This is a genomic window from Blastopirellula marina DSM 3645, assembly GCF_000153105.1.
GTDB lineage: Bacteria > Planctomycetota > Planctomycetia > Pirellulales > Pirellulaceae > Blastopirellula > Blastopirellula marina.
The window spans coordinates 1,156,415-1,181,986 of sequence record NZ_CH672376.1 but is presented as its reverse complement, the minus strand read 5'-3'; the positions used below and the strand labels follow the sequence as shown (position 1 = coordinate 1,181,986).

Below are 25,572 nucleotides of genomic sequence, written 5' to 3'. Positions count from 1 at the left end.
CAAGGCGCCATCACGGCAAAATCGACAAGATTGTTACATCTGTTTCCCCCGGCAAGTGGTAGTTTGCCCGCTCGAATTGGCAAGCGCGTGGGATAGGCTACACTTCGGTACCATTCGCAAACTCGTATGTCGCTTGAGAAAGTCATTTCAGTGGACGTAGAAAACGAAGAATCGCCCAGCCAACAGCTCGACGAAATCAAACGCCTGATCAAAGCCCGACAAAAGATCCAAGCGATTAAATTGCTGCGGGAGGAGACCGGACGCGGGCTGAAAGATTCGAAAGAGATGGTCGAGCAGATCGAGCAGCAAATGGTCGCCGACGGCGAACTCGACAAAGCCGGCTCCGTCGGCTGCAGCGGCATGATCTTGTTGGCCGCCACGACGATTGGCGCGGGGACGGTTTGGTTGCTGGCGTAGTCTTCGCTGCGTCGTCAGGCCAAGGCCCAATGATGTTCGGCACGCTTTTTGCGCCAAGAAATCGTCGTGTACACTTCTCGTTTTTCGAGGGAGCGACGATGGCCAAGAAACGGAAACTGCCTACGGAGTTTTCGGCTCACGGCGCTGCGATGCTTCGGCAGGTGTTTCCGCTGCTGGCGAAGCTTTCTGCGTCGGGCACCGAACGTGATAAAGCCGGCAATCGGCGACTGTTGTTTAGCCAATACGCCTCTCTAATCTTGGTAGGACTGTTCAATCCCGCTTTGGAATCGGCTCGCGCGATTGTGGCGGCGTCTGGGGTGAAGAAGATCGCCAAGCTGACTGGGGGTAAGAAAGTCGCGGACGGCTCTTTCTCGGAGGCTTCTTCCATCTTCGATCCTCGGTTGCTGGAGGGGATCATCAAAGACCTTCGCTCGCGCTGGCATCAGCAACGTATGTCGTCGGAGCCACGGTCGGGGCGCGCTTCGGATCGAACCGTCGAACGATTGATCGCCGTAGACGGATCGGTGCTAACCGCTTTGCCGCAGATCGTGGGACGAATCGCCGCCAAGGAGAAAGGACAATGGCGCTTTCATGCGCTGGTTCACGTGCTGGACGGTCAGCCTGTCGCCTCAAAGCTGACCGAGGAACCGTCGGCGAAAGGACGCGCTGAACGAGACGTACTGGCGGAAATGATTGCCGCAGATCAAATCGATATTCCTCAGTCGGACGAAGGCCATCTCTTCTTGATGGATCGCGGCTACCGTTCCGCCGAGCTGTTTAACAAGATCCATACTGCAGGCCATGACTACATCTGCCGGCTGAATCGCACCGATGGAAAACTGCTGAAACCGCCGAAAAAAGGAGAAGTCAGAGAGCCGATCCAACTGCCGCCGCTCTCGGCGGAAGCAATTGCGATGGGAATCGTCGCCGATGAACTGATCACAATGGGAGGCAACTGCGGCGCCAGTAAAATTGGCAGCGATCATCCAATGCGGCGAATTAAGTTGATTCCCCCAGCGGATCGCCCCAGTTCGGCCCGCCAAGGTCGCGTGCGAACCGACCAGACAGGCCGCGACGAACTAGTGCTGGCGACGACGCTGATGGATCTCACGGCCGAAGAAATCGTGCGACTCTACGAACATCGCTGGGAAGTGGAGCTGTTCTTTCGCTTTCTCAAGCAAGTCTTAGGCTGCAAAAAACTGCTCTCCGCAAAAACAGCTGGGGTCCAAATCCAACTCTACTGCGCCATCATCGCCAGCTTGCTGTTGGCGCTGACGACAGGCGGAGATCTCACTCGTCGAAAGTTCGAGATGATCTGCCTTTACTTCGCCGGTTGGGCCGACGAAGAAGAACTCCTGGAAGCAATGGAAAAACGCCCGCCGTAAATTTCGCAAACGCCGTGCCGAACATCATTGGGCCAAGGCCTGACCTACAAATTGCCAGAGGCGCGAGCCGATGGATGGTGATCGGCGATCCGAACTCGGATTGAAGTAACCAGCCGCATTCCATCGGCTCGCGCCTCTGGCTAATGTGCGCTTGTTTCGGAAAATCGCAACCGCAAAACTTGCACTTCGGGCTACGCAGATGAACGGGCGGCGGCGACTTGCATCGCCCGCCGTTCAGGTCGGCCACTCTGGCTCTCGTTTCTCGAGAAACGCTTTCATCCCCTCGGCCGCCGCTTCGGTCGTGCGGCTCGTGGCGCTGGCCGCGGCGCCGGCGGCGAGAAATGTTTCGAGCGTTTCGCCGATCGTTTCGTTCAGCATTCGCTTGGTAAGCTGAATCGCTTCGGCGGCCGAGAGGGCGACTTCTTTGGCGATTTCCATCGCGCGGGCCCACAGCTTCTCGTCGGGCAGGATCTCTTGAAAAATGCCGATCGACTCGGCGCGCTGGGCCGATATTGTCTCGGCCAATAACAACAAGCGAGCCGCCTGCGATCCACCTACGCGGAAAGTGAGAAGCGGCGCACAAAGCCCCGAGATCACGCCGCGACGCGGCTCTGGAAAACCAAACGTCGCCGTCGGCGAAGCGATCACAAAATCGGACGCCAACACCAAACCGGCGCCGCCGGCGACGGCTGGACCGTTGACCGCGGCGATGATCGGCTTGGGAAAGCGGAGCATCAGATCGTACAAATCGCGGAGCCGCACGACATCGTCGCGCCAACGATCAAAGGAGTCCTCTTCACCGGCAGCCGCGTGCATTTCGGCCAGATCCAAGCCGGAGCAAAAGGCGCTGCCGGCCCCGGTCAGAACGATCGCGCGCACGCTTTTCTCTCCATGCAAATCGCGAAACGCCTGTTCGAGCTCTTCGATCATCACGCGCGAGAGCGCGTTGCGCTTCTCGGGCCGGTTCAATTGGATCGTGCCGAGGGGGACATGTTTCTTCACGAGGACGATCGGTTCGCTCATTTTGATCACGCTAGCCTCGGCAATCTGCGCAGGACAGTTGGAATAGTTTCGAAAGTCTTATGATAGCGAATTTCGCGAAATCGCGGCAAGTCGTATGACTGCAATGATTTACGATGAATTCTTTCACTCAGGGAATATCCCCGCCCAGAGGATGTGTGAAGAATCGAACATGTTGCGTCTTTTCAACGTCGATGTTTCCGGCAGTTTGGCGGAACTTCTCGCAGATTGAGAAACACCTTAGTTATTAACGCTTGATAGAGTTCTATCGAGTTTTTCAGGCCTGATTTCCCCCCCTCCGTTTCACTCATCCGAGGTTTTTTGTCGTTGTTCGTAATCACTAAGCCATGCCGGATGATGCTCTCCGGCAACACGGAAGCCGCCAGGGAGGTGCAGCAGGATATTTTTAAAGCGTGTGAGGGATTGCGTTTAGGTCGATTAACGACCGTTCACTATGGGTTCGGCACGGACGCTGCTTCTATGTGGATCGTCGCCTGATCGCTGACTCGCGGTCGCCCAGTCAGAACTCTCGAGGAGAACGCACCTATGGCTCACGCTTTTGACAATGATGACTTCGAACAAGACCCCGCCGCTCGCTTTCCGGCCGACGCCGCCGAAGAGCAAGAAGACATGTTCGAGGACCCCAGCGACGATAGCCAGATCGATGACCCGATCCGCATGTACTTGATGCAGATGGGCGAGATCCCGATGCTCTCGCGCCAGGAAGAGGTCGACGCGGCTCGTCAGATCGAATTTTGGCGAACTCGTTTCCGTCATGCGTTCATCTCGAACGACTTCATTCTGGAACAATCGGTTCAACTGCTCGAACAGGTTCGCGACGGCAAATTGCGTCTCGATCGGACCGTCGAAGTCTCGGTCACCAACGCCAAAGAGAAAAAGAACATCATGCGTCGGATCGGACCGAATCTGGTCACGCTCCGCAAGCTGCTCACCGGCAACGTTACTGACTTCAAAGTGGTCATCAGCAAAACGGCCTCGCTCGCGGAGCGCTGCGCCGCGTCGAAAAACATGATCCGTCGCCGCGCTAAAGCGGTTCGCCTGATCGAAGAATTAAATCTTCGCACCAACAAGATCTCGGCCCTGCTGCCGAAGCTGCGGGAAATCTCGGAGCGGATGGATACGTTACTGGGCCAGATTGACGAAGCGACCAAAGCGGGAGTTTCTCGCACCGGCCAAACGGTCAACGAACTCCGGACCGAGCTTCGCTATCTGATGAAAGTGACGCTCGAAAGCCCCACGATGCTGCGTCGTCGCTTGCTGCGGATCAGCGAATTCCAGGAAGAATATGACGCCGCCAAGCGTTTGCTGTCGGCGGGCAACCTGCGTCTGGTCGTCTCGATCGCCAAAAAGTACCGCAACCGTGGATTGAGCTTCCTGGACCTGATCCAAGAAGGCAACACCGGCCTGATGCGTGCGGTCGACAAGTTCGAGTACCAACGTGGTTACAAGTTCTCGACCTACGCGACGTGGTGGATTCGCCAGGCGATCACTCGTGCGATCGCCGATCAAAGCCGCACGATCCGCGTGCCGGTTCACATGATCGACACGATGGGCAAAGTTCGCGCCGTCACTCGCGATCTGCTGCAAGAACTCGGCCGTGATCCGACGGCGGAAGAAGTCGCCGAACGTGCCGGTCTGTCGATCGACGACGCTCGCGTCATTCTCAAGATGAATCGCAACCCCTTGTCGCTTGACCAACCGGTCGGCGATCACGACGACAGCTTCTTTGGCGAATTTCTCGAAGATCATCGCGACGAAGACCCGCTGTACGAAACCCACCAGCAGGCCCTCAAAGATCGCTTGTGCGAAGTGCTGGAAGCGTTGAATCATCGCGAACGCGAAATCATTCGTCTTCGCTATGGCCTGACCGACGGTTACTCGTACACGCTGGAAGAAGTCGGCAAGATCTTCTCGGTCACGCGCGAACGCGTTCGCCAGATCGAATCGAAGGCGGTTCGCAAACTTCAACAGCCCTACCGCAGCCGCGGCTTGGCTAGCTTTTTGGAAGGCGCCGAAGAATTGGTCGCCGACCATGCCGAGACCGCATAAGGCCTGAACCGCAGGCCATCCATCTTAGGGTGCGTGAGAGGGCGAGTCCGCCAGGCGACAACCATCGGACTTGCCCTCTCCTCCTTTTCTTGCCCGCGGAACTTTCTTTCCAGCATCGCGCCCGAAAATTGTCGCGTGACGCAACACTAGCCCGCTGCGCCAACGAGGGAATGCGGTCGGCGATCCCGACTCGGATTGAAGTAGCCAGCCGCATTCCATCGGCTCGCGCCTCTGGCTGGTGTTCCGCCACGGAGTCTCGCTACGGGCTGGGCGACGATGGTTGCGACGTCATTGGTAATCGCGAAATGGCCCGGAACTGCACACCAGGAATCAATGCCGCTTACGGCTGCGCCGCCCCGATAGCGGAGCTATCGCGGCCAACCAGGAAAATGTCGCAACTTCAAAACTGGCGCTGCGGGCTACGAAGAGTAATAGACGCCGGCGACTTGCATCAGCGCCGCTTCAAAATGTGCTCCTGCGGCGACAGGTTGCACGCCGACACGCTAAGGGGCAAAATACCTGTTTGCTGCGACGCGTCCCGCGGCGGTCTGATTGAGTCGCACGCAAGTCTCTCACCCCCTTCTATTTCTTCTAAGACGCCTAAGAGGAGCTCCACATGGCACGCCCCGTGATGATGTTTACCGGTCAATGGGCCGACTTGAAACTGGACGACATGGCCAAGGCGATGCGCGAATTTGGTTTCGACGGCCTGGAACTCGCCTGTTGGGGCGATCACTTTGAAGTCGATCGCGCCGGCGCCGAAGGGGACTATTGCGAGAAGAAACGAGAGCAACTCGAAAAATACGATCTGCAATGCCATGCGATCAGCGCTCACCTGGTCGGCCAGGCCGTTTGCGATGTGATTGACGAACGTCATAAGTCGATCTTGCCTGATTACGTTTGGGGCGATGGCGACCCGGCCGGCGTCAATGCTCGCGCCGCCGAAGAAATGAAAGCGACCGCTCGCGCCGCCCAAAAATTTGGCGTCGGCGTCGTGAACGGCTTCACCGGCAGCAGCATCTGGCATTTGCTCTATAGCTTTCCGCCGGTGCCGCCCAAAATGATCGACGACGGATTTCAACTGTTCGCGGATCGCTGGAATCCGATCCTTGACGTCTTTGGCGAGTGCGGCGTGAAATTCGCGCTCGAAGTTCATCCGACCGAAATCGCCTTTGATCTCTATTCGGCCGAGCGGGCCCTCGAAGCGGTCGGGCATCGCGAGGAGTTCGGCTTCAACTTCGATCCCAGCCATCTCTTGTGGCAAGGCGTTGATCCCGTCGAATTCATTCGCGCGTTCCCCGAGCGGATTTACAACGTTCACATCAAAGACGCTATCGTCACGCTGAACGGCCGCAGCGGCATTTTGGGAAGCCACATCGACTTTGGCGATCATCGCCGCGGTTGGAATTTCCGCAGCCCTGGTCACGGCGGCGTCAACTTTGAAGAAATCATCCGCGCCCTGAACGATATCGGCTACGACGGCCCGCTCGCGATCGAATGGGAAGACTCGGGCATGGACCGCATGCATGGCGCCCAAGAATCTTGCCAGTTTGTTCGCGAAATTGACTTCGCCCCCAGCAACGTCGCATTTGACGCAGCGTTCGACAAAGAGAAGCAATAAGCGAAATCGTCCCTATTATCGGTACGACCACCAGGCCGCTGGCGCGTTTCCAGCGGCCTTTTTGCTGCGCGATTGGGAGCGAGAAAGTAGACTAAAAGATACGCCTTCGCCTGTCCCTCCCCTCTGAAGCCGCCGATTGTGTTCGCCCCGTTGCTGATCAGTTTGTCGCTGCTTGCCGCCGATCCAACTTTGGATCGCGCGACGATCGACGTACGCTTTCAAAGCGAACTGACGCAGTTGGCCGACAAGTGCGACGAGCTAAAGATGGCGCCGCAAGCGGCGGCGACGCGTGATTGGTATTTGCAACGTCGTCCGATCTACAACTATGCGGTGCTGGTCCCCGAGAGCGATCCGCTGCAGCCGACCGGCCAACCGACGCAACTGATCGCCTTCTGGTACGAAAAGCTGACGGCGCTACGGCACGCGTACGCCGAGCAACTGTTTGCACTGGCCCACCAAGAGCTGGCCGCCGAGCGGGCCGACGTCGCCTATCGCTTGGTGCATGACGTATTGCGTGAGAATCCCGATCATGCCGAAGCCAGACGTATCTTGGGTTATCGCCAAGTGAGCGGCGTCTGGCGGCGCCCCGGCGTGACGACGCGTGTGAAACAACTGCGGTTGGACCATCCCAAATTTCCCTGGCCGGCGAAAACGTATTGGTTGATCGAATCGCCCCATTTTGAGATCAGCACCAATCACAGTGAAGCGGCCGGACTGGCGCTAGCCGAAAAGCTGGAGTTGCTCTACTCGGCCTGGGAGCAAATGTTCTTCGACTATTGGAGCAATCGTCGTCAGTTGCAAAGCTACTTTGACGGCCAAACGCCTAGTCCCAGCCGCAAGAAGTTTCACATCGCCTACTTCCGCTCGCAGCAAGAGTACGTTGACTATCTGACTCCCCTTGAGCCGCAAGCGGCGATGACGCTGGGGATTTATCTCTTCGCCAAAGAAGAGGCCTACTTCTTCGCCTCCGACGATGCGGCCGCTCAATCGACCTGGCTGCATGAAGCGACGCATCAACTCTTTCATGAGTACCGCTCGGCCCCGGCCGACATCGGCCAAGAAGCGAACTTCTGGGCGATCGAAGGCGCCGCGCTCTACATGGAGTCGGTTCGCATGTTCGACGGTTATTGCACGATCGGCGGCTTCGACGCGTCCCGTTTGCAGTTTGCCCGCAATCGCCGCCTGGTCGGCAACTTTCATCTGCCGGTGCAAGAGCTAAGCGCTCTGTCGCGTGAGCAGTTGCAAAAGCATGCCGACATTCGGCCTCTCTATAGCGAAGCGGCGGGACTGGCGCACTACCTGATGGATGGCGACTCCGCCCTGCATCGCAGCAAGTTTGTCGAGTATCTCCGCACGATCTATTTGCGGAGGGATCACGCTCGATCGCTGGAAGAAACGACCGGGCTATCGGCCAACCAGATCGACGAGAACTACGCCAAATTTCTGGAAGTCGATGACGCGATGCTCGCCCAGTTGGATCCCCAGGGTCCGACCGTTGATCTGGCGCTGGGTCGCACGGCGGTGACCGATGTCGGTCTCGCAGCGATCGCGCAACTGCCGCGTTTGGACTGGCTCGACTTGACCGGCACGCGCGTGACGAGTCGCGGCGTGCAGCAACTGCAAACGCCGCGTCTGCGTGATCTGGGACTCGGCGGCACCGCGACGACCGATGCGGCGACGCCGACGATCTCGCAGTTGGCGAATCTAGGCGAACTGGATCTCAGCGGCACGGCGATCACCGACGATGGTCTGCAACCGCTGACAAAACTTGAGCGTTTGCAAATTTTGCGACTCGCGGTCACCAAGATCTCCGACGCCGGATTGGCCGAACTAATCCGTTGTGCGCAACTACGTGCGCTTGATTTGCGCCGCACGTCGACCACGGCTGACGGCATTGCAAAATTGCAGCAGGCCATGCCGATGTTGCAGGTTACGGTTGGCGCCCAATAGCCGTTAGAATAGCGGCTTCCTGCTTTCTCGCCCCCTCAGTCCCCGCCGAAGGTATGCCGCTATGAGCGAAATGCGTCCTTGGATCTTGTCGGAAGTGAATTACGGATACGTCAAAGAGAATCCGTACGAGGTCGCCGTGTTGCCGCTAGGCGCGACCGAACCGCACAATTTGCATCTCCCTTACGGCACCGACATGTACGAAGGGACCGTCATCGGCGAGCGGATTTGCGCCGCGGCTCACCAGCAAGGCGCGAAAGTCGTGCTGTTGCCGACGATGCCTTACGGCACCGAAACCAACATGAACCAGTTTCCGTTGGCGATGAACGTCAACCCTTCGACGTTGTTTCTGTTGGTGACCGATCTGGTGAAGTCGCTGGTCGAAAGCGGGATTCGCAAAGTGGTGTTGCTCAACAGTCACGGCGGCAACGAGTTCAAACCGTTGCTGCGCGAGCTGTACGGCAAGACCGAAGCGCAACTCTTTCTTTGCAACTGGTTCCGCATCTTATCGCCGGAAGACTACTACGAAATCTTCGAGCACATGGACGATCACGCAGGCGAGATGGAAACGTCGCTGATCATGGCCTGCCAGGGTCACCTGGTCGAGAAAAACGCCGACGGCACGCTCAACGCGGACGCCGGCAGTCAGCGCGCGATGCAGTTTGAGGCGCTGCAACAAGGCTGGGTCTCGATCACGCGACCTTGGCATCTGCTGACCACCAACAGCGGCTCTGGCTATCCGCATGCATCGACGGCCGAAAAGGGAGAGAAGCTGCTGGAAAAAATGACTGAGCGGCTCGCGAAGTTTTTGGTGGAGTTGTCGGCGGCGGAAATTGACGAGACGTTTCCGTTTGAGAAGTCGTGAGTCTAGCCTAGCACGGTTTCCTGCTAGCCGACGGTGAGAGTGAAATGCATGCCGACATTAGCCGCACGACATTAGCTGCGGTTTCTTGTCTCCAATTTTCCGTCGACGATACGTTCCTGTCAGAAACCGCGGCTAACGCCGTGCGGCTGATTTGGGAGAGAAGCCGGAGCGAAAGGGGACGCTTGGTTCAGCTCGCTGAAAAGTTCTCTAGCCTAGCGTGGATGCCATCTCTTCGAGGCGCAATTTCGTCCCGACTCGCACAAATGGGCCCGCCCAAAAAGTGAGCGACGGCTCCCCCGTTTTCCTCTCAAAATGAGACGCAAGCATGAGACAGTCGCACTGAAAATGGCAAGGCCGGTTATCGTTTGCGCCAAAGCGAATTGGCCAAACGCTTGTCGCGATGAGACTTATGTGATTTGCATCATTCTTTGCGCAGTTCGGCACGCGGGATGCTATTTATTGAGGAGCACCATTTTTCAGGAGGAAAACGATGATGTCGCAAAAGAGTGCCCCACGAGCCAGAACCATTACCATTGCTGCGAAACGAGGAGACCTGGAGATGCAAAAAGCCAAGATTGCTTCGCTTTTCGTCCAGAGTCTGGTCTTGATCGGAGTGACCGCCATGTCAGCAGCGTTGATTTTTTCAACGCTGCTGTAAGGGGCGACGATCAGGCTGACTGTCAGGCAGGCAAGCGCTAGCGAACTTTGTCGCCTGAGGGGGGCTCGATCAGAGGAAGTCCGAGACCTTTGACGTTCGAAATCTGAAACCAGTCGGTTTTGCCCGATCGGATCAGCGAACGTTTGTGAATCAAACGATCTGCCGCTAACGCGCGTAGTTCGGACTTGGTGAAAGGTCCGGTCTCCGGCGCGTGCGGATCAAATTTGATGTAGTAGGTTCCCTTTTCCTGCGGTTTGCGAGTTGACTGCTGGGGCGGCGGGCTGGCGGCCGGACCCTTCGTCACGCGGATGATTAAACCGCGAAGAGCTTCGGCAAACATCTTGTTTCTGTTTCGCTGTAAGGATGGATAGAGTACTCCATTCTCCAGTACGACGACAAAAACGTTCGGTTCTCTCCAATCGGCAAAGAACTGGAACTTTCTTTCGCATGTAAAGCTCTTGTGAAGATCGCGTAAGCGCCCTCCTACATCGAGCCGAGATTTACCTTCAAACCGGGGATCGCTGCGGAGAGTTGCTTCGCACTTTCTGGCGTCGCTTTCGTCTGCCAAAGATAAAGATGACGCAGGCTGGGCAAGCTGTAGAGATGATCGATGCCGGCGTCGCTTACTTCGGTTGCATACAAGTTGAGATAGCTCAGCTTCTCGCAAGCAGCCAAGTACCGTAGTCCCGAGTCGGTCACTTTCGTCTTCGCCAGGTTCAAGCGTTCTAGCTGCTTCAGGCCGGCTAAATGTTCGAGCCCGGCGTCGGTCACTTCGGTTCCCATCAGATTGATCTCGACCACATTGCCGATTTTGCGCAGCGGCGCGAGCGCTTCGTCATGCACCGGTTTGTCGGAGAGATGGTAGGTCACGACTTTGGCGTCACTGCTTTGCGCGACGCGATTGATCGTGCCGCCAAACTCGGCGATCTTCTTCATCGCTTCGGCTTCCGCTTGTTCGTCGATCGGCGCCTGAGGGTATTTGGCGGCAATTTCATTCGCCGTTACCGTCGCGTCCAACATCTTGGGAATTGCGGCCGATAGCGCCGCTTTGGCGGCCGCGAGTTCGGCCTCCATTTCGGCTCGTAGCTCGGCCTTGAATTTGGCGATCGCTTCGGGGGAGAGCGCGGCGACTTCTTCGGTTTTCGGCGCCTCTTCCGGCTTCATCTCTTCTTTGGGCGTTTCCGGTTTCGCTTCGGCGGCAGCGCTCGGCAACGATCCGGCGGCGATCAATTCGCCAAACGGTTTCGCCTTGTCGTTCTCTTTCTGGGCAGAGGCCGCTTCCAATGCGGCGATCACTTCCGCTTCCGCTTTGTCACGCTCCCCTTCGATTCGCTCCTTTTTGAAGTTCTCTTTTTTCAGCGTTTCGGCCAACGCGACTCCGTAGGGATTGCGTTCTTTTTTCGACTTGCCGTCGATGTGACAAACATTGCACTTGGCGGCTGCCGCAGCGGCCGAGAACTGTTTCACCTTGTCATCTTTGGCGTCCGCATGGACATATTGCTTTTCGAAAACTTCCCAGAAGAAAGGAATTGCCGCGGCTTGGCGCGCCGAGAACGACAGCACGACGCAAAAGCAAATCGTAGCGGCAAGAACTCGAAACGTGGCTAGCGAACGCAACATGGAAGGCTCCAAACTAAGCAAGGCAGGCGAATGTGAATTGGCGGGCTATCTCTTAATTCTGGCTGCGCAGGCGGCCAGTTTCAACTAAGGGGAAGTTTTGCGGGTCAGGCATGCCCAACTCTACTAGGGGAAATCTACGCCGTAAAATGGGCAAAACAGGCCGATTTCCAATGAAGTAGTGCGCATATTTTGCCCCGATCCCCAAACAACGCACAGTTCTCTACACGTCCTTCTCATCATCAATCTCGCCGACCAACTCTTCCAACACATCCTCGAGCGTGACCAGGCCGACCGTCTTTCCTTGGTCTTGTACGATCGCTAGGTGAATCCGCTTCGCGCGGAACTCTTTGAGAAGATCGTCACACCGCTGATCGGAAGTCACCACCAACGCAGGGCGAACCAGATCGGCGACCGGCGCTTGGTCTTTCTCGCCGGCGAGTTCGGCCAGGACCTCGCGACTGAGCACCATGCCGACAACGTCGTTCACCGAATGGCCGAAGATGGGGAAGCGTGAATACTCGTGCTCAAAGACGGCTTGCGCCGCTTCGCGGACGGTCGCTTCTTGCTTCACCGAAACGATATTTTTGAGCGGCGTCATCACATCCGTGGCGAATTTGTCGTTCAAGAGAAACGCGCGATGGACTAAGCGAACCTCCTCGTTATCGATATGTCCCGCCGTTCGACCGAGCGCCGCCAACGAACGAATCTGGGCTTCGGTCCCCACCGGTCGTACGCCTGATTGAAACTGCCGCGAGAGCCAATCCAGCGGCAACACGATCGGGTACAAGACATAGATCAACGCCAAAATCGGCGGCGCGGCGATCCGGCTGATCAGCGGCGCATAGTGCGTCGCGAGCGACTTGGGGATGATCTCGGAAAAGATAATCGTGCCGAAGGTCAGGATCGCCGTGACGATGCCGATCACGGTGTCGCCGTACAATTCGACCGCTTTGCTGCCGGCCAAGACCGGCCCCAGCACGTTGATCGTGTTGGTCAAAATCACGACCACCACCACGGCGCGGGTGACTCGATTCTTGACCGCTTGCAGCGGTATCGCGCCGGGCAATTTTTTCATGACCATCTCTTCGACTTCGCTGCGCGAAACGCTCAGGATGGCGGCGTCCACCAAAGCGGCGACGCCAGAGAGCAGGATGAAGCCGACAATGTAGAGAATCAAGATGAACATGCTGTTTCCGAAATAGAACGAAATCCATGGTGAGTCGACGCGTCATCGTAACGGACGACTCTCAGAGCGTCGAAAAAGGATAGCGACATTTCTGTCATTCAATCCCGTGAAAGCGGCCCCCGTTTGGCAGTCGCGGATCGAGAGAGCGCTAAAAACGGGGTTCTCGCGGCGCTTTCCAGGGTGATATTCGGCAGCTTCCCAAAACACGCAAATCCTCTGAAATCCTTTGGTTAAAGCCCCCAAACCTCCGATTCTTGGGAATCTTCGGCTAGGCGGCGCTGTTTTCTTGGAGATTTCGCATCGTTTGGGTGTGCAAACATTGACGAGAGCCCCTCATAGGCATAGGATGCACCGAAGTTTTTGATGGCGGCTGTCAGGTTGCGAGAGTGTTTTTTTGACCGGCAGTCGCAGCTTTATGTTTTGTGAGTGATTTTGATGCCAGAAGGTAAAATCAAGCGTTTGACCGACAAAGGTTTCGGTTTCATCGACACCGGGTCAAACAAAGACCTGTTCTTCCACATGTCGAGCTTGGAAGGATGCCGCTATGACGATTTGCGCGAAGGCCAGACCGTCTCTTACGTCGAAGGCCAAGGCCCCAAGGGTCCGCGTGCCGAACAGGTCCAAGTGATCTAAGCAGATTGCAGAGCCGCCCTGCGAACTTTTGATCGCGGGGCGAGCTCGCCCTCTGGGGCATCTTCTTCCTCGCAATTTTGCTACGCAACCCGCGACTTCTTCAAGCCGTCGGAAGTGACGTTTTTCTCCTGTGATTCGCTCATCCGCGATCGCATACAAACCACGGCAAAAATATGTACAAATGCCAACGATGCGGCACGATTACTCCTGCGCGCACTCCGGCTCACCAAATTATTATTTCGGAACGCCATAAAGAATATGGTTCACGCTCGCGCCCGGCTCCGCGCGGACCTCGAATGCGTCGCGACACGCAAACGATCGATCGCGGCGGACGAGGACATGAGATTGTCGAGCAACTGACCGTCTGTCCCAATTGCGCCGCACAATCGGTGGCCGCCGCCGAAGAGCCGCGAATGGTCAACCAGCCGCGACCGGTCTACAAAGACTACTCAGAAGATTACGACTCGGACGAAGAATAAACTTCGTCCCCTCTCGGCGGTGCTAACCGCCTGTGTCGTTCGGGCGATCAATCAGCAGATTGGTCGCCAGATGGTCGGCGACCGTCCCATACATCTCATCTTCGTTCAATTGCTCACGCACCGTTTGAGCATCATCTACCAAATAGCCAAGATGACAGATCGGCTCGCCGGGACTAACCGCCGGTAACGTCGTCGTGCCGATAACCACCGCGTCAAACGGAGCGAAGACCTGGTTCCGCTGCTGCCCCAAAAGCCCGGTATTGGTCGCGAGCAACTGCCCTTTCTTGACCACGTCTCCCGGCGAAGCGTGAAACTGCAAAAAGCCGCCGCGATCGGCCCGAACCCATCGCGTCTTATCGATCACCAGCTTGCGTGACGAGGGAACTTGCTGGCCAGAAAGCATCCCCAGCTTGACCAGCACATTGCGGATCCCACGCAGCTCCCAACTGACGATCGACGGCTCGACCTTCGAGGTTTCGCCTGCTTCAAGGATGATTGTGGCGCAACCGGAACTGCAGGCCGAGCGGCGAAAAGCGCCAACCGGGCCTTTGCCGGCGACGATCAACTCGCTGCCGAACGCTTCGGCCAACATACGGGCCTCTGGGTTTTTCCAATCGACGCGGACATTCGGAAAGTTGGTCCGGCGAATCGCCGCCGTGTGCAGATCAATTCCGTAGTCGCAACGCGCGACGATCTCGTCAAAGATGCGTCGCGCCATGCGGCTGGCCAGACTGCCGTTGCGCGAGCCGGGAAAGCTGCGGTTCAAATCGCGGCGATCAGGCAGATAGCGGCTATGGCGATCAAACCCCAAAATATTCAGCACCGGCGCCAGGACCAATGCGCCTCGCTTGAGACGCAGATTATCATCCATGATCAGCGAACGGATCGCGCCGGTCCCGTTGATCTCGTCGCCATGCAATGCGGCGGTCACAAAGATGACCGGGCCATCTTCGACGGCGCGGCGGACTTGCACCGGGATCAAGACGTCGACGCCGCTATAGCTTTCGCCGATGGCGACCTGCACGTCGCGCACTTGGCCCGGCTCAATAATGACGCCGTTCCAATCATCGATCGGTCGTTTGATCCGCAGAGGAGTTTCGTCTTCGCTGGCCGTCATTGGCGATTCTTAGACGTCGCGTATCGAGTGCGGCGTCTTATCCTTTCCCTTTGTCTCTCTGGCGTCCCGGCTTGGCATGCGCGTCGATAAAGTCGATCACTCTGCCCGCTACGTCGACTGACGTCGCCCCTTCAATTCCTTCTAGGCCCGGCGAAGAGTTGACTTCCATCACGACCGGACCATGATTCGATCGCAGGATGTCGACGCCGGCCACGTTCAGCCCCATCGTTTTGGCGGCTCGCTTGGCGGTCGTGCGCTCTTCCGGCGTGATTTTGATCTTTTCGGCGTAACCGCCGCGATGCAGATTCGAGCGAAACTCACCCGGCGCGGCCTGCCGCTTCATCGAGGCAATCACCCGACTGCCGACCACGATACAGCGAATGTCGCTGCCGCCGGCCTCTTTGATGAATTCTTGAACCAGGATGTTCGCATCGAGTCCGCGAAACGCTTCGATAACGGCTTGGGCCGCTTTCTTCGTTTCGGCCAGGATGACGCCGACCCCTTGGGTCCCTTCCACCAACTTGACCACGCAGGGAGCGCCGCCGGCGATCGCGATCAGTCCGTCGATATCTTTAGTTGAATGGGCGAATCCGGTCACCGGCAAGCCGACCCCGTCCCGTGCTAGCAGCTGGGTTGAACGCAGTTTGTCGCGCGAGCGATTGATCGCCTGCGACTCGTTGACGGTAAACACCCCCATCATCTCGAACTGCCGCACCACGGCGGTGCCGTAGAATGTGTAGCTAGCGCCGATACGCGGGATGATCGCGTCAGGATGCAGTTCTTCCCCCTGGTATAACACTCGGGGACGATGGGACGTAATGTCCATGTAGCAGCGCAGGTAATCGACGACACGGACTTCGTGGCCTCGCGCAACCGCCGCTTCGCGGAGGCGACGAGTCGAATACAAAGAGGCCTTCCGAGAGAGAATTACGATGTCCATCGACAAAATCTGCTCAAACGCGGGGGTATTGGATCAGTATGCATGACGCCGCCAGTCTAGGTCGGGAATTCGGCGATTTAGGCGGTTCGTCTTGATATTCGCCTAGAAAATTCCGCCGTCCCGTGTAACGATCGGCCGTTCATCTTATCAATTGCCTATAACTTGCCAATGCGGCGTCTACGACCGCAGCGGGAGCCTTGAAACTAACCGCATGTTCCATAAACGTCATCCCCAAGTCGGCGCCGCCCCCGGAACGCTGGTCATTCCCGCCGATGCTCCAACCCCGCGGGTCCGCCAGATTCTCTATTCGATCGACGGCCTGAAAAGCGACCGGACAATCACCGATCTTGATCAATTGGAAGCCGCTCCCGCGGCGGGAGTGTCGTGGGTCGACATCCAAGGCTTCGGCGACGAACGTCTGTTGATCGAACTAGGCGAGATTTATGGGCTGCACCCGCTTTTGCTCGAGGATGTGGTGAACGTGCCGCAGCGGGCCAAGGTCGAACTGCACGACGACAACTTGCTGATCGTCTTGCGGATGGTCCGGGTCGACGAGAACGCCGAAATCACCGTCGAGCAGATTGGAGTGGTCCTGGGGGAAGACTACGTACTTACCTTTCAAGAATGTTATGGAGACGTCTTTGATCCGATCCGCAAGCGGATTACCGCGGGGCATCGACGTTTTAAGGAAAAACGCGCCGACTACTTGGCCTACGCGATCGCTGATTCGGTGATCGACCACTACTACCCGGCGCTAGAAGTCATCGGCGAACGCTTGGAAGAGATGGAAGAAGAAGCGGTTATGGCCCCCACGACCGCGATTTTGCAAAAGATTCAATTCATGAAGAATCGCCTGCTCAACTTGCGCAGAGCCCTCTGGCCGCAGCGTGAAGCCCTCCATTCGATGGTCTGGGAAACCAACGCTCTGGTCAGCGAAGAAGTCCGGCTTTACCTCCGCGATACCTACGACCACTGCGTACAAACGACGGAAGTGATCGAAATGTACCGCGACATGATCAGCGGCATGCTCAACACCTACCTCTCGTCGATGGCCAATCGCACCAACGAAGTGATGCGCGTGCTGACGATCGTCTCGACCATCTTCATCCCCATGTCCTTTCTGGCAGGCGTCTACGGGATGAACTTTGACGACATGCCGATCCTGCACTGGAAGTTTGGTTATGCCATGTTTTGGTCGCTGGCGATCACCCTAGCGGTCGGCATGCTGGTCTTCTTCGGCCGCAAAGGCTGGCTGCGGCCGCAAGAAACAAAGAACCAAAAGCCGGACTAATCGCCCGCAATCCCGATAGCAGCACTGCGCCTTTAGCCCCCGTTAAATTGACATTTAAAATGGATATCTCTTGATTGCGCCGATAGAATAGCGGCTTCCTCCTCTTCCGCCCCCGATTCTATTTCGCGCCTCAGGAGCCCCTCTATGCCTGCATCGCAACCGCAGTCGACCCGTCGCCGCTTCCTGCAAACCTCCGTTGCGGCAGCCGCGGCTGTCGCTTCGCCGCTGCTGCTGCATGCCGACAACAAGTCAGGCGGCAAAGCGAAAACGGTGGGCGCCGGTGAGCACACCTATGAATGTCACCATTACTGGGGCGAGTTGCCCAAGTCGGTCGAGTGGGGCGCGACGCATGGCGTTTGCATCGATCAAGCCGGCCTGATCTACATCAAACATCAGCACGGCGGCAGTCAGCCGATGGACGCGATCGTCGTGTTTGATCCGACCGGCAAAGCGGTTCGCTCCTTCGGTAAACAGTATCACGGCGGCGGACACGGAATCGATATTCGCAATGAAGCTGGCCAAGAGTTTCTCTATCTATCCGATGTAAAAAATCGCCAAGTGATCAAAACCGACCTGCTGGGCGATGTCGTCTGGAAGAAGGACTTCCCGCAAGAGCCCGGCGTCTATAAAGACGCTTCCGGTTATCGGCCAACCAATGTTGCGTTCGCGCCTGACGGCGGCTTCTACATCGGCGACGGTTACGGTTCGCACTACATTCATCAGTATGACAAAGACGCCAACTGGGTCCGCACCTGGGGCGGCGCAGGAACCGAGCCTGGCAAGCTGCGCACGCCGCACGGCATGTGGTTCGACAATCGACCTGGCCGCACGCCGGCGCTGGCGGTCGCCGATCGAGCCAACGCACGCCTGCAATACTTCTCGCCCACCGGCGAACATCTCGGCTTTGTGAATGACCTCCTCTTTCCTGCCGATATCGACATCCAAGGCGAAGTAATGCTAGTCCCTGACCTGCATGCTCGGCTCACGCTGCTCGACAAAGACAATCAAGTCATCACGCACCTAGGGGACGACCCCCAGTGGCGCGCCGCCGTCCTGGGGGACGGTATGAAAATGCGCAAGCAACGCGATCGCTGGCTCGACGGCAAGTTTGTGCATCCGCATGACGCGTGCTTTGACAAAGATGGCGACATCTATGTGACCGAATGGGTCGAAGGGGGTCGCGTTTCATTCTTGAAGAAGGTGGGCTAAAGCCAACCCTCTGCTGTTTGAAGTTGCGCTATATTGCCAAGCCACGCCTGGTTGGCCCGGATAGCTCCGCTATCTGGGCCGACGAAGTCGGCAAGAGGCATCGGACCGCGTTCGGACTTACTACGGTGGTCGCTGCACCGTTTAAAATGGCGAAAAGTCCCTGAACTGCTTGCGGGGAACAAATGCCTCCTACGGCTGCGCCGCTCCGATAGCGGAGCTATCGCGGCCAACCATCGGAATCACGCCGCAGCAAAACTTCTGTCTTACGCTCGATTCAACCCCGGCTTGCCGGCTTCCACCACAAAGCTGGCGCGCGTGTTCAGCGGTGCGTTCGGCTTGCTGACGAACGGCACCGTGCGATAGTGCGTGGTCCACGTCTGCGGCGTGATCTCGCAAGCGACATAGCCCCGTTCGTAGTTGTTGAATTTGACGAATGGGTTTTGCGCCATAACGAGCGGCGTATCTTTTCGTTCTTCCGACCCATCTCCGCCAGAGCTGATCGACGTGCCGACAAATTCGACCGCGACCGCCGGCGAATCGACCTCTTCGCTGTTGACCTGCAAGTCGTTCGCCCAGTTGCAGTGAATGTCGCCGGTCAGCACCACTGGGTTCTTCTCGGGATGCTGTGCGAAGAAGTTCAACATCCGCTGCCGGTTGACCTCGTAGCCGGGCCACTGATCCATCGAATAGCCAACCGCGTCACTCGAATCGCGATCGACGCGCCCCATCATCACCTGCTGGGCGAGCACGTTCCAGACGCTGTCCGAATGGGTGATCTCGTCGGCGAGCCATGCTTCCTGCTTGGGGCCCAAAATCGTCGCTTCGGGATGATAGACTTCGTTGCACGGCGCCTTGCGACCATCGCCGCACGGTTGATCGGTCCGGTATTGCCGCGTATCCAATACGTCAAAGTCGACCAACCGGCCATGCTTCACGCTGCGATACAACTGCATGTCGGGCCCAGTCGGCATCTGGGCCGTGCGCAGCGGCATGTTTTCGTAGTACGCTTTGAACGCGTTGGCTCGCCGCTGCATGTAAGCGTCCGCTTTCGCGCGGTCCGAACCGGGGTGCTCCGAAATCTCGTTGGCGTAGTTGTTCTCAAATTCGTGATCGTCCCAAGTCACCAGCCAAGGGCACATCGCATGCGCCGCTTGCAGATGCGGATCGGTCTTATATTGAGCATGCCGCACGCGGTAGTCGACCAACTGATCCAAGTGGGGCCCGGCATGCGTCCGCAACTTGCCCCCTTTCCCTTCCCGCTCGTAGATATAGTCGCCCAGATGAGCGACCAGATCAAAACCTTCTCGGGCCATATGGTCGTAGGCGGTGAAGTAGCCTGACTCATAGTGCTGACAGGACGCAAAAGCGAACTTCAAGTTGCTGGGCATCTCGTCCGGCTGCGGCGCGGTGCGAGCGCGTCCTTTCGGGCTGATCTCGCCCGCGCCCGCAAACTGATAAAAGTACCACCGATTTGGATCGAGCCCCGGCACTTCGACATGGACCGAATGCCCCATGTCAGGCGTCGCAATCACCGTGCCTTGCGCGGCGACTTTCGTCATCGCTTCGTCATGACAAACCGTCCAGCGGAGTTCGACATTTTCGTTCGGCATGCCGCCGGTCTCTTCCAGCGGCTTGGGCGCCAAGCGCGTCCACAGCACAAACCCATCCGGCGCCGGCTCGCCCGACGCGACTCCCAACGCAAAAGGATAATCGCCGATCGTGACATTGCGGCGAAAGCCGGCCGACGCGATCCCTTCCAACGTGGGCCATGCGGCCAACATCGATCCCCCCCAGGCCAAGATTTGACGACGGTTCCAAGTTTGGCCAGGGAGATGAATGCGTTGAGCGCACATAGCGATGGTCTCGGCAGATAATAGGCGGGCAATACAGAGCAAGCGGCACGCGTTGAGCCGAACCTAGCGACCCCTGTCGGCAGGTTCGTTGCACAAGCTGTCCGGAGTCTACTTGGCGCCTCTGAGAACATCAAGTTAACGAATCATGAAGACGGAATACCGCAGCATGAAAGTGTGAAACGCTTCGCTCAACTCCTCGTTTTTCCCCACCATTTGCGATCGAGTCTTCATTCCCTCGCCAAGCAGTCCGCCACAATAGATCGACAAGTTCTAAAAACTTCTGCCTAGACGCCGCTATAGCTTTGCACCGCGCTGCTGATTTCGGCAATCTCTTCGCTGGTCAGTTCCACATCGCCGGCGCCGGCGTTGTCGATCGCTTGCTGCGGGTTTCGCGCGCCGCACAGCACATGCGAACAACCGGGCTGGGCAAGCGTCCAGGCCATCGTCAGCTGCGCGAGACTCACTTGATGCCGCTCGGCGATCGGCAGCATCGGTTCGAGCATTGCCTGCACTTTGCGGACGTTCTCCGGCTTGAAACGATCTTTGAAGCGGCGCTGGTCGCCTTCGTCATACTCGCGCTCCGGCGTGATTTTGCCGGTCAGCAACCCTTGCCCCAGCGGGCTATAAGCGAGAAAAGCGATCTGCTCGTCGGCGCACTTAGGCAAGTTCGCCGTCTCCATCCCGCGATCCAGCATCGAGTATTTTTCTTGATCGGTATCGACCTGTCCAAACTGACGATACTGGTCAATCTGCTCGCGGCTGGCATTCGAAACGCCGATCGCGCGAATCTTCCCTTCCTGCTTTAACTCTTCGAGTGCGCCCATCCGCTCTTCAATCGGCGTCGCGTCATCTTGCCAATGCGTTTGATAAAGATCGATCACGTCGGTCTGCAGGCGTTTCAAACTTCGCTCGACTTCTTCGCGGATCCCATCGCGACCGCTGTAGATAAAGACGTCAAAACTTTGTTCCTGCTTTTCACCGGTCCAGTCGACATTTTGCTGGGTGGTCGAGAACTTCTTCTTGGCTCGCTCCTTTTGCTGGTCGCTCAAATCCCAGCGCATCGAACACTTGGTCGCCAAAACAACTTTGTCGCGGCGATCGGCGATCGCTTTGCCAACCACTTCTTCACTGGCCCCAAACCCATAAATCGGCGCCGTATCAATCAAATCGCCGCCAGCGTCGAGAAAGGCATGAATCGCACGAATCGACTCATTCTCGTCCGCGCCGCCCCAGGTCCACCCGCCGATCGCCCAAGCGCCAAACGCAATCACCGACGCTTCAATCCCCGATCGACCTAATGCTCGCTTTTTCATCTGTAGGTTCCGTAGTCTCTTGGCTTAAAAAGGACGCGACCGCGGCCCCGTCGTTATTCACTTGGCTCCATTCGTTACTAGGCTAGCTTCGCCCGCCGCCGAGAAAACCCCACCCGCTTCGCAGCCCGCTTGCGCTAACAGCGCAAAGAGGGACGAACCGGACCGGACCGCTACTTTTTTCTTCGCAGCCCGATTGCGCAAATCGAGAGAGTACGGTCGGACAGGACCGGACCGCTCCACTTTTTTGTGCGAGCGGAGTGGACCGGACTCGGCGTCGTTTTTTTGGAGTGGGCCGTGTGGACTCGACCACGACGTTTTTTTTCTGGTTCGCAGAACGCGCCAAGACGCCAGAGCCCCCTCTTTTTCAGCCTTAAAATACGTCTCAACGCCATCGGCCACGACTTCGTGACTGGTTTCACAATGTGGACTGGACTCGAGCGCGTTTTTTTTGAGCGGCCGAGTGGACTCGACCGCGACGTTTTTTCCGCGGCATCCGCAAACGACGAATGGGAATTTGGGCAATTTCCAGATCGATCCCCGCAGAGAGGACCGGACCGCTGAAAAAATTCGCCCTCCCAATCCCCAACGTACCCGAGAGATCATCTGGCATTTCCCCAACGCACGCCTGGCCAGATTCGGGCCGATCGTCACCAATCGGTACGATGAATTTTCAAAGAGAAGCCGCGCAAGACGGTCCTACCAGCGATCTGAAATCGACCACAATTCCGTGCGTTTTGGCAAGCGACAAAACGGGCTCTGATCGGCGGCCGGGCGGCGACCTTATCACGGATTCCGTGGTGATGTTGGTGCGTGAGATCTACGTCGCCTGTGTTGCCGCATTCATGGCCACCCGTGCGCAGCTCGCGCACTCTGGGACACAATACAGATCCGCAATCAAGCAAGATCAGCAGTATCGCCGAACCGACCGCCATGTTGAAGCTGTGGGGTGGGCCGGCCGGTCTCTAGAGAAGACGGGCCGATTTGCTTTCGTAACTAGATGGCGCCTGCTGAGGCGCTAAGCTCGCCGAACGGCACAAGGTCGCCGGCTACCCCGCCGGCATCTTCCTCGATGCTGAAGGCTAAGAGCTCTCGCGGTTTCGCGGCTATCAATCCGTGCAGAAGATGACTGCGGCGTTTGGCAAGCTGCCGCAGTAGTCGCTGGAATGACAAACGAAGCGAACAAAAAACGCCTGCGTCTTTCGGACGCAGGCGTTTTCTAGGGGGCATCGATTTTTGCACCGATGACAGAACCGATCTCTTTACGGGAAGCGCCAAGCGACGCCAGAGAGCGAACGAGCAATTCCATAGAAACCGATTTGTCCGCGGTTTCTAGTTTTGCGATGCGTGATTGACTAGATCCGACTAATCTGGCTAGTTGAACTTGCGTGAGTTTGCGCCGTTGTCGCAACTCTCGTACTTTCGCCGCTAGCGCAACACGCATTTCAATGATCATCTCTTCATCTTCTCGCAATTCCAGCAGATCGGAGGCGTCGCCGACCTTCCAGCCAGCTCGTTCCAGTTTTTCGCGTTTTGCGTCTTTCATGACTGATCCTCGTCGTATTTCTTGAATCGCAGCTTGCAAACATCGATCACCTTCTTAGGCGTCTTAGCGGCTATCAATCCGTGAAGAAGATGACTGCGGCGTTTGGCAAGCTGCCGCAGTAGTCGCTGGAATGACAAGAAATCGCAGCGTCATTGCCAGGCGAGCTTGGCAATGGCGATTCATTAGGAAGGCGTTTCCGGTGGGAGAACGCCTTCGGCGACGAGCTGTCTGCGATGCGCGACGCGATGACCAACATTGATCTGGAGAAGCTCGATCGTCGTTCGACCTGACGGCGTTTGGCTTTGCAGAAGTGGTCCTTGCCCAGCGAAAATGTTCGTTCCACTGGTCGTTGCGAGGATCAAAAAGAAATGCCTTCAATCCTGTTTGAGGGTCGATGCCTGCGATGTTCGGCCCCTTATGGTTATTGCATTTGAAACAAGCCAAGCAGAGGTTCTGGGACACGGACGCACCGTTCATCTTCTCTGGAATAACATGGTCGATCTCGAAAGTGACGGGGTCGAAGAGTTGCGGCATTTGACAATACTCGCAACGATGACCAGCCCGGTCCCATACTTCCCGGCGGAGTGCCGTCGAGATCGTCATGAAGCAGGTTGCTTGAGCGCAATGTGTGCTCGCGACTGCAGAATACCGAGCAAGCTGCTAATTCGCTCGAAACTGTCGGCTTCGTCACGTTCCTGCAGCGTCAATTCGCCAGAGCGAGCTTTGGCGGCCAGCTCCCGCATTCGCTGCTGTTGTTGCGAAGAAAATCCCAGGGCAAGAATCCCTTCGGTTGCCGGACGTGAGATCGCTCCGTCCAGATTCGCGAGGATGGCGTCGTCGTAGATTTCCGTGGCTGGGTTCATGCGAGAATTATACCTCGGCAAACTATCGCGTCGAAGTTTTTCCTGCTGCTCAGCGACGATATCCGACCGCATCCAACATCAATCAACGCCGTGGAAATGGCCCAAACAAAAAAACGCCGGCGTCCCAATGGACGCCGGCGTTTTTCGTAAGTCATTACGCTAAAAGCGTTTTCTTCAAGTGCCGAAGGTGGGAATCGAACCCACACTCCCTTGCGAGAACTGGATTTTGAATCCAGCGCGTCTGCCAATTCCGCCACTTCGGCTAGGCATCTTCAAGACGGCGATTACCCTTAGGCGGTTCGCTATCTTCTCTCCCCTGTTATCTGGAACAGGCCCAGACTGACTTGGGGAATTTCGCATTTTAAATGGGAAGGCCTTGGGACGCAACTACCGACTGAAAAACGCTTTCGATCCCCGCAGCTGGGAGCGTTTCGCCCAAATATCGGGCTGGTCCCGCAGGTCAAGTCGTGGCCAAATCGGCGGTCCGGCCTTAGAATCGAAGTTTTCCCCTTTTGGCGGCGCCGTTCGCGCGTTGCCAACGTCTCGGCTGAAAAGTACGGCATGAATCCACTTCATCTTTGCATCGCACTTTGCCCGCTGGCCGCCTACATGTTTTTGCTGGGGGCGATCAATCTGTCGCGACGGCCGTTTTTGACGACCGGGGGACGCGATTCGTATTCGCTGGGGGTCGCGGTGGTCGGGCTGGTGATCGCCGGTCCGATGAAGCTCTTCTTGCCTGACAACGCAGCGGCCCTGTTTGGCCCCTACATCTGGCTGCTGATGCTGTCGCTTTACTTTTTGGCGGTCACGTTTTGGGTGCTGATGGAGCGGCCGCGGCTGGTCGTATTCAATTCGACGATCGATCAACTGAAACCGGTCCTACGGCGGATCGCGAACGAGCTTGACTCCGAAGCGCGTTGGTCAGGCGACGCGATTCTCTTCCCATCGCTCGGCATTCATCTGGTGCTGGAAGAATCGACGGCGATGCGTAACGTGCAGATCAACTCGGTCGGCGCTCGGCAAGACTTTTTGTCTTGGCGACGCTTCGAGCTGGCGCTCGGCGGCGCACTGCGGCGCGAGACGACCACGCCCAATCCGTACGGCGCGATCTTGCTGACGATCGCGGTCTCGATCACGGTCGTCGTGATGTTGCAGCTGCTGCGGCGGCCCGATCTGGCGGCGCTGGAATGGCGCGAGCTGATGATGTTTTAAGCGGACGGTGGGAGCGGTTTGCCTAGGGAGTAGAGATACTCATAGGTGTAGATGCCGGAGTCATGCCCATCGCTGAACGCGATCTGATAGGCGTAGCGGCCGATCGGCTGCATGCCGGTGATCCGCAGCGGAGCTAATTCTTCTGGCGCCAGAATCGTCAACTCGGTCGACGGCTTCTCCGCCGCGACCCGCGCCTTCTCGCGCGTCAGCGCATCAGGGCTGGCGTCGCGCAAATCGCGAACCGGATAGACCAACTGCACGCCGTCGGACCACTCGATCCAGAGTCGCCCGTCGTCCAATAGTTTTAGCTGCTCGGGAATGGCCGACATC

24 protein-coding genes and 1 tRNA gene are annotated in these 25,572 nt (G+C 57.3%); 12 read left to right on the top strand and 13 right to left on the bottom strand.

Translation table 11 applies throughout. From position 1 onward, the window contains the following. The first annotated feature begins 150 nt into the window (after nucleotides 1-150). Entirely contained in the window at nucleotides 151-417 is a 267-nt protein-coding gene (locus tag DSM3645_RS06575) for a ribosomal protein L7/L12 (protein WP_202594925.1), read from the top strand. A 98-nt stretch (nucleotides 418-515) separates the two neighbouring features. Further along, nucleotides 516-1,802 carry an IS4-like element ISBlma3 family transposase gene (locus DSM3645_RS06570; protein ID WP_040351662.1) on the top strand — a complete coding sequence of 429 codons (1,287 nt, stop codon included), beginning with the start codon at nucleotides 516-518 and terminating at the stop codon, nucleotides 1,800-1,802. Between the two features lie 234 nt (nucleotides 1,803-2,036). Here DSM3645_RS06570 and DSM3645_RS06565 read toward each other — a convergent pair whose 3' ends face one another. Continuing rightward, entirely contained in the window at nucleotides 2,037-2,825 is a 789-nt protein-coding gene (locus DSM3645_RS06565) for an enoyl-CoA hydratase/isomerase family protein (RefSeq protein WP_040352210.1), read from the bottom strand. A gap of 543 nt (nucleotides 2,826-3,368) precedes the next feature. Here DSM3645_RS06565 and DSM3645_RS06560 point away from each other — a divergent pair. The 5 genes from DSM3645_RS06560 (at nucleotide 3,369) to DSM3645_RS30410 (ending at nucleotide 9,983) form a co-directional block, all read left to right on the top strand. After that, nucleotides 3,369-4,892 (top strand): sigma-70 family RNA polymerase sigma factor, encoded by a 1,524-nt coding sequence (locus DSM3645_RS06560; RefSeq protein ID WP_002651289.1) that lies wholly within the window; start codon nucleotides 3,369-3,371, stop codon nucleotides 4,890-4,892. A gap of 616 nt (nucleotides 4,893-5,508) precedes the next feature. Next, nucleotides 5,509-6,513, top strand: a complete 1,005-nt coding sequence (locus tag DSM3645_RS06555) for a sugar phosphate isomerase/epimerase family protein (RefSeq protein ID WP_040351661.1) — start codon at nucleotides 5,509-5,511, stop codon at nucleotides 6,511-6,513. A 138-nt stretch (nucleotides 6,514-6,651) separates the two neighbouring features. Next, nucleotides 6,652-8,463 carry a hypothetical protein gene (locus DSM3645_RS06550; protein ID WP_002651286.1) on the top strand — a complete coding sequence of 604 codons (1,812 nt, stop codon included), beginning with the start codon at nucleotides 6,652-6,654 and terminating at the stop codon, nucleotides 8,461-8,463. A gap of 61 nt (nucleotides 8,464-8,524) precedes the next feature. Beyond that, a complete protein-coding gene (locus DSM3645_RS06545) occupies nucleotides 8,525-9,325 on the top strand; it encodes a creatininase family protein (RefSeq protein WP_002651285.1) in 801 nt (266 codons plus the stop codon). Nucleotides 9,326-9,815: 490 nt separating this feature from the next. After that, a complete protein-coding gene (locus tag DSM3645_RS30410; protein ID WP_154657801.1) occupies nucleotides 9,816-9,983 on the top strand; it encodes a hypothetical protein in 168 nt (55 codons plus the stop codon). Nucleotides 9,984-10,020: 37 nt separating this feature from the next. Here the strand turns inward: DSM3645_RS30410 and DSM3645_RS06540 are convergent, their stop codons facing one another. From DSM3645_RS06540 to DSM3645_RS06530, 3 genes are all read right to left on the bottom strand, one after another. Then, on the bottom strand, nucleotides 10,021-10,323 hold the full coding sequence (locus tag DSM3645_RS06540) for a DUF4339 domain-containing protein (protein WP_002651283.1): 303 nt from the start codon (nucleotides 10,321-10,323) through the stop codon (nucleotides 10,021-10,023). Nucleotides 10,324-10,466: 143 nt separating this feature from the next. Beyond that, nucleotides 10,467-11,603 (bottom strand): hypothetical protein, encoded by a 1,137-nt coding sequence (locus tag DSM3645_RS27810; protein ID WP_002651282.1) that lies wholly within the window; start codon nucleotides 11,601-11,603, stop codon nucleotides 10,467-10,469. A 220-nt stretch (nucleotides 11,604-11,823) separates the two neighbouring features. Beyond that, entirely contained in the window at nucleotides 11,824-12,789 is a 966-nt protein-coding gene (locus tag DSM3645_RS06530) for a hemolysin family protein (protein WP_002651281.1), read from the bottom strand. 435 nt (nucleotides 12,790-13,224) lie between these two features. Between DSM3645_RS06530 and DSM3645_RS06525 the strand changes: the two genes are divergently transcribed. Beyond that, a complete protein-coding gene (locus DSM3645_RS06525) occupies nucleotides 13,225-13,422 on the top strand; it encodes a cold-shock protein (RefSeq protein ID WP_040351660.1) in 198 nt (65 codons plus the stop codon). Between the two features lie 296 nt (nucleotides 13,423-13,718). Further along, nucleotides 13,719-13,901, top strand: a complete 183-nt coding sequence (locus tag DSM3645_RS30195; RefSeq protein WP_131282286.1) for a hypothetical protein — start codon at nucleotides 13,719-13,721, stop codon at nucleotides 13,899-13,901. 22 nt (nucleotides 13,902-13,923) lie between these two features. Here the strand turns inward: DSM3645_RS30195 and DSM3645_RS06515 are convergent, their stop codons facing one another. Continuing rightward, nucleotides 13,924-15,018, bottom strand: coding sequence for a succinylglutamate desuccinylase/aspartoacylase family protein (locus DSM3645_RS06515; protein WP_002651278.1), 1,095 nt, complete (start codon nucleotides 15,016-15,018; stop codon nucleotides 13,924-13,926). Between the two features lie 37 nt (nucleotides 15,019-15,055). Further along, a complete protein-coding gene (gene rimK / locus DSM3645_RS06510; protein WP_002651277.1) occupies nucleotides 15,056-15,958 on the bottom strand; it encodes a 30S ribosomal protein S6--L-glutamate ligase in 903 nt (300 codons plus the stop codon). A 211-nt stretch (nucleotides 15,959-16,169) separates the two neighbouring features. Between rimK and corA the strand changes: the two genes are divergently transcribed. Beyond that, a complete protein-coding gene (gene corA / locus DSM3645_RS06505; protein WP_002651276.1) occupies nucleotides 16,170-17,249 on the top strand; it encodes a magnesium/cobalt transporter CorA in 1,080 nt (359 codons plus the stop codon). A 144-nt stretch (nucleotides 17,250-17,393) separates the two neighbouring features. Further along, nucleotides 17,394-18,458 carry a hypothetical protein gene (locus tag DSM3645_RS06500; protein WP_002651275.1) on the top strand — a complete coding sequence of 355 codons (1,065 nt, stop codon included), beginning with the start codon at nucleotides 17,394-17,396 and terminating at the stop codon, nucleotides 18,456-18,458. A 263-nt stretch (nucleotides 18,459-18,721) separates the two neighbouring features. Here the strand turns inward: DSM3645_RS06500 and DSM3645_RS06495 are convergent, their stop codons facing one another. The 6 genes from DSM3645_RS06495 to DSM3645_RS06465 all read right to left on the bottom strand — a co-directional run bounded on the left by DSM3645_RS06495 (nucleotide 18,722) and on the right by DSM3645_RS06465 (nucleotide 24,293). Then, a complete protein-coding gene (locus DSM3645_RS06495; RefSeq protein ID WP_002651274.1) occupies nucleotides 18,722-20,311 on the bottom strand; it encodes an alkaline phosphatase D family protein in 1,590 nt (529 codons plus the stop codon). 284 nt (nucleotides 20,312-20,595) lie between these two features. Next, the gene (locus DSM3645_RS06490) at nucleotides 20,596-21,624 is read right to left on the bottom strand and encodes an aldo/keto reductase (protein WP_002651272.1); all 1,029 of its coding nucleotides are present in this window, start codon (nucleotides 21,622-21,624) and stop codon (nucleotides 20,596-20,598) included. A gap of 1,216 nt (nucleotides 21,625-22,840) precedes the next feature. After that, nucleotides 22,841-23,206 (bottom strand): helix-turn-helix transcriptional regulator, encoded by a 366-nt coding sequence (locus DSM3645_RS06475; RefSeq protein WP_202594924.1) that lies wholly within the window; start codon nucleotides 23,204-23,206, stop codon nucleotides 22,841-22,843. Between the two features lie 24 nt (nucleotides 23,207-23,230). Continuing rightward, nucleotides 23,231-23,770 carry an HNH endonuclease gene (locus DSM3645_RS31780; protein WP_081444739.1) on the bottom strand — a complete coding sequence of 180 codons (540 nt, stop codon included), beginning with the start codon at nucleotides 23,768-23,770 and terminating at the stop codon, nucleotides 23,231-23,233. Beyond that, nucleotides 23,767-24,030: a hypothetical protein gene (locus DSM3645_RS06470; RefSeq protein WP_002651267.1), complete on the bottom strand. Its 264-nt coding sequence runs from the start codon at nucleotides 24,028-24,030 to the stop codon at nucleotides 23,767-23,769. Before DSM3645_RS06470 ends, DSM3645_RS31780 begins: the two co-directional genes overlap by 4 nt. 179 nt (nucleotides 24,031-24,209) lie before the next feature. Beyond that, nucleotides 24,210-24,293, bottom strand: a tRNA-Leu gene (locus DSM3645_RS06465). 298 nt (nucleotides 24,294-24,591) lie between these two features. Here DSM3645_RS06465 and DSM3645_RS27805 point away from each other — a divergent pair. Then, on the top strand, nucleotides 24,592-25,242 hold the full coding sequence (locus DSM3645_RS27805; protein ID WP_002651266.1) for a hypothetical protein: 651 nt from the start codon (nucleotides 24,592-24,594) through the stop codon (nucleotides 25,240-25,242). Here the strand turns inward: DSM3645_RS27805 and DSM3645_RS06455 are convergent. After that, nucleotides 25,239-25,571 carry a gamma-butyrobetaine hydroxylase-like domain-containing protein gene (locus DSM3645_RS06455; protein ID WP_002651265.1) on the bottom strand — a complete coding sequence of 111 codons (333 nt, stop codon included), beginning with the start codon at nucleotides 25,569-25,571 and terminating at the stop codon, nucleotides 25,239-25,241. The two genes, DSM3645_RS27805 and DSM3645_RS06455, sit on opposite strands and share 4 nt — an antisense overlap. Nucleotide 25,572 lies beyond the last annotated feature (1 nt).